The sequence below is a fragment of the Acinetobacter sp. Ag2 genome (assembly GCF_001005515.1).
Classification (GTDB): Bacteria; Pseudomonadota; Gammaproteobacteria; order Pseudomonadales; family Moraxellaceae; genus Acinetobacter; species Acinetobacter bereziniae.
In genome coordinates this window covers 80,892-87,941 of the sequence record NZ_LBNA01000044.1, presented here as the reverse complement: position 1 = coordinate 87,941, position 7,050 = coordinate 80,892, and the positions used below count along the sequence as shown (strand labels likewise).

The 7,050-nt window shown below is 37.7% G+C and carries 4 protein-coding genes; all 4 read left to right on the top strand.

Annotated features, from left to right (window positions below; translation table 11 throughout):
- Positions 1-767: YDG domain-containing protein (locus AAV97_RS08090; protein ID WP_212771919.1), on the top strand; the 767-nt coding region annotated here is incomplete at its 5' end.
- 3 nt (positions 768-770) lie between these two features.
- Positions 771-2,456 (top strand): ShlB/FhaC/HecB family hemolysin secretion/activation protein, encoded by a 1,686-nt coding sequence (locus AAV97_RS08085; RefSeq protein ID WP_046760295.1) that lies wholly within the window; start codon positions 771-773, stop codon positions 2,454-2,456.
- A 248-nt stretch (positions 2,457-2,704) separates the two neighbouring features.
- Positions 2,705-3,670 (top strand): type I-F CRISPR-associated endonuclease Cas1f, encoded by a 966-nt coding sequence (gene cas1f, locus AAV97_RS08080; protein ID WP_046760294.1) that lies wholly within the window; start codon positions 2,705-2,707, stop codon positions 3,668-3,670.
- Positions 3,667-7,044 carry a type I-F CRISPR-associated helicase Cas3f gene (gene cas3f / locus AAV97_RS08075; RefSeq protein ID WP_046760293.1) on the top strand — a complete coding sequence of 1,126 codons (3,378 nt, stop codon included), beginning with the start codon at positions 3,667-3,669 and terminating at the stop codon, positions 7,042-7,044. The genes cas1f and cas3f overlap by 4 nt, the downstream gene beginning before the upstream one ends.
- Positions 7,045-7,050 lie beyond the last annotated feature (6 nt).

The window sequence follows — 7,050 nt, the reverse complement described above, 5'->3', positions numbered from 1 at the left end:
CAGGTGTGATGGCTACTGTTTCTGCTAAAGATGCAGGCAGTTATGTTCATAATGCATCAGGTACCGACAAGAACTACGATCTGACCTTTGTCGATGGTGCATTGTATATTGCCAAAGCCAAAGCTATTGTAACTGCGGATAGTTCAAACATCTACTCTCTCGCCAAAGACGACACTCTTCCAGTCTTTACAGCAAGTGGTTTGGTCAATGGTGAAACTGAAACTGTGCTTTCAGGTGTGACGGCTACTGTTTCTGCTAAAGATGCAGGCAGTTATACGAACAAAGCCAATGGTGTCGATAAAAACTATGACTTAACATTTGTTGATGGTGCCTTGGATATTGCGAAGGCCAAAATTAATCAAGTGACTGGAATTACTGCCAATAATCGTCTCTATGATGCAACAACTCATGCGATATTGAATACAAGCTCAGCAAAATTCTCGGGCATGGTCGAGGGAGATAAATTAATGGTTGCAACAGCAACAGGGCAATTTAGTGATAATAAAGTAGGTAAAGCAAAACAAGTGACGATTCAAGGGATTAGCTTGGGAGGTATAGATGCTCATAATTATCAACTTGTAAATACAAATGCCATGACAACAGCGGATATTTATCAATTAACCCCGACAACCGATTTACAAGCAACCCAGTTTAAACGACCACGCTATTTGCCTGAAACACAACAAGGATTCAATAAAGTTGATCTTGAGATATACCAAGGCGGTGTAAACACCACAGGCATTCAAATCTTGGCAGGGGAGCACTAAATAATGAAATCACAACAACATATATTGGCAGCATCTGTAAGTGCTTGTTTCATGTTATTCAGCAACACAAACCATGCAGCACCTGCCCCGAATGCTGGGCAGCTGTTACAACAACAGCAACAAGGGCAAACTCTTGAGCCACAACCTGCAGTGCAGATTGAAAATACCGCAAATCCAATCGCTCCTACGGCAACAGATGTACAAATTCCTGTACGAAAAATTGAAATTATCGGGAATAGCCGTTTTAGCACCCAACAACTCCATCAACTGATTGTTGATGCCGAAGGTCAGCAACTGACACTAAATCAACTTTGGCAGGTTGCACAAAAGATTAGCACTTACTATCAACAACATGGTTATGGTTATAGTCGTGCTTATCTTCCACAACAAAACTTAAGTCAAGGTATCGTACGAATCAATGTACTTGAAGCGTATTACGATAAAACTCAAATTGACAATCAAAGCCGAACTCAAAACTGGCTTATAGAACAAACAGTCGCGCCCTTGAAACAAGGCGAGCGAATCAACAGTGATCAAATGCAGCAACAGCTTAAATTGCTCAATCGATTAAAAGGAGTGAACACTCGCAATGTCCTAAGTCCAGGAACCACAGTGGGCAGTAGCCAACTCAATGTAGAAGTACAAAATGCATCCCTACTCAATGGTTATATCGGTGCAGATAACTTTGGCAATAAATACACCAGTCGAGTACGAGGTACCGCCGGCGTCTCCGTCAATAATTTAGCTGGTTTAGGAGATGAACTGAGCTTAGATCTGATGACTGCTGGAAAACGGATGAACTACGGACGTATCGGATACGCCTTTACCTTTACAGGAATGGGGACACGTGCAGGCGCAAGCTATTCCTATCTTGATTACGAACTGGGTAAAGATTTAAAAAGTATTGGGGCAGAAGGAAGTGCAGCACAAAGCAGTGTATTTATTAGCCAACCTGCTTTACTGACCAATACAGCAGAAGTATTACTGAGCTTACAATATGACCATAAACAACTGAAAGATGATATTCAACTGAACCAATACGATAAACATCGCAATATTGATGTGGTGACTGCCCGATTGGATGGCTCTCAGTTTGATCAATTCATGGGGGGAGGCTTAACCCAATATGGTGCTTCAACGAGTTATGGTCGTGTGAAATTTAAAAATGATAATGCTGCTGCTTTAGATAACCAAACAGCAAAAACAGCAGGAGATTACTACACTGCAACACTCAATCTTTCACGTCTACAAAATCTGGGTGGCAAGGGTACACAAGGTTACTTGGGGATTTATGGTCAATATAGCCCTTATAATCTAGATAGTGCAGAACAATATTTAGGAGGCGGTCCATTTAATGTTCGCGGTTATGAATCCAGCCAATTCGCAGGGTCTACTGGATATTTAGCCACAGCAGAACTGCGAAAAAGCTTATTTGCAAATGCCAAACATCAACTTACCGGTAAAGTTTTTGTGGATACAGCAGAAGTAACCTTAAATGCGCAACGTTGGGCAGGAGTCACAGGCGACAATCAAGTACAAATCAGCAGTGCTGGATTAGGCTTAAACTGGAGCAGTTTATGGAATATCCAAGCCAATGCCGAAGTTGCATTTCCAATAGGAAGCACACCTGAACAACTCAAGGATCGAGATAATCAACAATATTGGTTGAGTATCAGAAAAACTTTTTAATGGGGAGAGAGCAGGAGGCGAAAGTCTCCTGCTCTCGTATTTAATGATCAACTTTAAAGTGATCTCAAATATGATTGGAAGTTGCATAAAATAATCATGTTAAAGATAAGGCTTTGATTATATTGTTTAAGTAAATGAAGTATTCATACGACAAACAATGACGTTTAAAAGGTTTTATGCGTTTACTTTGAAGGTGAAGTGACTAATATTGGTCATTCAGATTAAAGATATAAAAACTAGAGTAAAAAATGGAACAACTTAATCCATCAGATTTAAAAGCGATTCTCCATTCAAAAAGAGCGAATTTGTATTACCTAGAATATTGTCGAGTGATGCAAAAAGATGGGCGAGTTCTGTATCTCACTGAAGCTAAAAATGAAAATCAATATTGGAATATTCCAATTGCGAATACGACGGTTATGTTATTGGGAACGGGTACATCTATCACACAGGCTACTATGCGCATGTTATGTAGTGCTGGTGTATTGGTTGGCTTTTGTGGCGGAGGCGGTACACCATTATTTTCGGGAAGCGAAGTTGAATGGTTGACGCCTCAAAGTGAATATCGACCAACAGAATACATGCAAGGATGGATGAGTTTTTGGTTTGATGACACGAAACGTCTTGAGGTGGCAAAGCAATTTCAATTTGCACGTATTGAGTTTATTCGCAAAATTTGGGCGAAAGACCGAGATTTGCATGCTGAAGGTTTTTATTTAGATGATTTGGATATTCAACAAGCATTGAATAGCTTTGAAAAGAAAATTCCCAATATCTCTAAGGTTGGAGACTTGCTTCTTGCGGAGGCTCAAACGACCAAGCAACTTTATAAAATTGCAGCGACTCGTTGCAAAATGAAGTTTGAGCGTAACCCTGAACAAGGTGACTTAGCCAATGATTTTTTAAATCATGGTAATTATTTGGCCTATGGATTAAGTGCTACAACGCTTTGGGTATTAGGAATCAGCCATTCTTTTGCGGTCATGCATGGTAAAACCAGACGTGGTGCATTGGTGTTCGATGTTGCAGATTTGATTAAAGATGCTGTTGTTTTACCGTGGGCTTTTATTTGTGCCAAAGAAGGTATGACTGAGCAGGAGTTTAGACAACAACTTCTACAGAAATTTACGGAATATAAGTGTTTAGATCAGATGTTTGATCAGGTCAAATTACAAGCATGTAAGACTTTTGATAACGGTGAGTCAGCGCAATGATTGTTACTTTTATTAGTCAATGCGAAAAGAAAGCCATACATCGAACTCGTCGTGTTTTGGATGCCTTTGCTAATCGAATTGGTGATAACACTTGGCAAACGGTGATTACTGAAGATGGTTTGTTGGCAGTAAAAAAACTACTTAGGAAAACCGTAACAAAAAATACAGCAGTCTCTTGTCATTGGATTCGTGGTCGTCGAAGAAGCGAATTAATGTGGATAGTCGGCAATCGAAATAAGTTCAATGAGCAGGGGATTGTACCTGTTAATACCACTCAAAAAAGTCTTTCTCAAAATAAATGGGAGAATGATTGGCACTATTTACCACTGATTAAAGCCTTAGTTGCAGTATCTGCTTTACTCCACGATTGGGGGAAAGCCACAGTCTTGTTCCAACAGAAATTACTTAATACAAATAATCAATTTAAAGGAGATCCTTTACGTCACGAATGGATTTCCTGTCTGTTACTTAATGCTTTAGTGCAGTCGTCAGGAGATATTACCAATGATAAGGCGTGGTTAAAGTTATTTATTAATCAAAGTTGGGATGAAGAAACTCTAAAACTAACAATTCAAAAAAATTCAGATCATTCTAAAGTTTTAGATCAGCTTCCACCTTTGGCAAAATTGGTTGCATGGTTAATCGTTTCACATCATCGCTTACCTAATTTAAAAACTGAAGCGGAATATAAAAAATATAGTGTGGAAAATGTTTCTTGTATAAATGATTTATTTGAATTTATAGAAGCAGATTGGGGCTATCAAAATAAATTTGATGAAAAAAAGTATCAACAACGTCTTAAATTGTGCTTTGAGTTTGAACAAGGTTTACTCACTCAATCTTTCGAATGGGATAGACAAATTAAAAAATGGTCAGCACGTTTATTACAAGAGTCTCAAGTATCTGGACAAATTTTTGCAAATGGTTGTTGGCGAGTAGTTCTACATCACGCTCGATTATGTCTCATGTTAGGGGATCACTATTATTCATCTTGTAATGCCGATAAAAATTGGAAAACCAATTTATCGTTGAGAGCAAATACTGATCCGAAAACAAAACAAACCAAACAGTTTTTAGATGAGCATCTTGTTCGGGTGAGTGACAATGCTATGCGAGTGGCTCAGTCATTAAGTCGCTTAGCCGATGAAATGGAATCGGCTTATGATATTCAAAAACTAAAAAAGAAAAGCCCTCAAGGTTTCGAATGGCAAGATGTAGCAGTAAAAGAGATTCAACAGTTTATTTCTAAAAATGAATCTGCTGAAAAGCAGGGGTGGTTTATTGTAAATATGGCAAGTACAGGCAAAGGAAAAACCATTGCAAATGCCAAAATCATGCAAGCCTTATCTAAGGATGGGAAATCATTACGTTATATTTTAGCATTAGGATTGAGAACGCTTACTCTACAAACAGGAGATTCATATCGTCATGATATTGGTTTAAATCATGATGAGCTTGCTGTTCTCATCGGTTCAAAAGCAGTACAGGAATTACATCATCAAAATAAAAAAAGTCGCATTCAGGATGAATCTCATACAATAGAGGAAATTGGTTCTGAGTCATTAGAGGAGTTATTAGAAAATGAGCTGGATGATGAGTCCATGCCACAAGCGGATTTTATGGATGCCTTATTTCCAAAGAATCAAGAACAACGTAATAAAGCTTTCTTATATAAACCTGTTTTAACCTGTACCATTGACCATATTATTGCAGCAACAGAAACTAAACGTGGCGGGAAATATATACTACCTAGTTTAAGACTCTCTTCTTCTGATTTAGTAATTGATGAAGTTGATGATTTTAATGGTCAGGATTTAATAGCAATAGCTCGTCTCATACATTTGGCAGGTATGATGGGGCGAAAAGTAATGATCTCTTCCGCAACTATTCCGCCAGCATTGGCTGAAGGATTTTTTAATGCTTATCAACATGGTTGGAAACTTTATTGCGCTTTTAAGAAATTAAAAAATAATAATCTAGTTGCAATGTGGGTGGATGAGTTTAAAACCAAAATAGAAATGATTGATTTGCTTGGTACAAAAGAACCAATGCCTCAATATCAATCTGTACATCACCAGTTTGTAGAGCTTCGAGTAGATGCTTTAAGCAAGCAGATGATTAAACATAAAGCCTATATCGTGGATTGTGCAGACCTTGTGGTTGAAAAAGAAGTACCTCGGTTAGACCAAAGTTTACGATTACAATATTTTGAAAGAATTAAAAAAAATGCCGAGCAATTGCATTGTAATCATCACAGTATTGACGCCAAAACAGGTAAAAAAGTATCTTTTGGTGTAATACGTGTCGCTAATATTCCTCCATGTGTTGCATTAACCCAATACCTTTTGAATGCTGAATGGTCACAAGGTACATCACCACGCGTTATGTCATATCACAGTCGTCAAGTTTTACTATTGCGAAGTGAACAGGAGCATCACTTAGATCAGGTATTAAAACGTAAAGAAAAATCAGGAGAACAAGCAATTGCATTTTCAGATAATGTAATTCGCAAGCATTTGGACTCAACTAACGATGAGCATGTTATTTTTATTTTGGTTGCAACGCCTGTCGAAGAAGTAGGGCGTGATCATGATTTTGATTGGGCAATTGTTGAACCTTCCTCATATCGTTCTATTATTCAATTAGCTGGGCGAGTATTGCGTCATCGGAAGCTTGAACAGAATATTCAGAAACCGAATATTGCTTTAATGCAATATAATTTAAAAGGATTAAGAAAAGCTGAAGTCGCCTTTGAAAAGCCTGGTTTTGAAGTCAATAACGGTAAATTTAAATTACAAACAAAAGATTTGACAAAGTTGCTTGATATGACAAGTGAGGAGTTTAATGTCAATGCAATTCCACGTATTCAAGCAAACCTACCCTTGCAGGCAATTGCAAAATTAGCGGATCTTGAACATGCTGTGATAGCAGATGCTTTAACTTCATATAATAAAGTTGGAGCAAAACCACTTAATTCATGGCTAACACAAAAATGGTTTCTCACTGCTTTACCACAACGGTTTACGCCCTTTAGACAGAGTTCTCCAAATATTCAGCTCTTTGCCGTATTGAAAAATCGTAAGCTTATATTTTGTGAAAAAAAAGATTTTGGTGAATATATTGATCGAAATGGTCTATATCATATTCAGCATATTAACTTAACTGAATTAGAACAGCAGCGATTATGGTTGAATCGAAATTATTACGACATATTAAGTCGTTTAGCGCTTGCTAATTTAAATGAAAATGAGGATATTGAAGAGAAGATAGAATTATTATCAAAACGTTATGGTGAAATAATGTTACCTGAATATGATGAGAATAAGCGGCTGATGTATTCAGAGCAATTTGGACTTGTTGTTTTAGATAAATAATAAAAT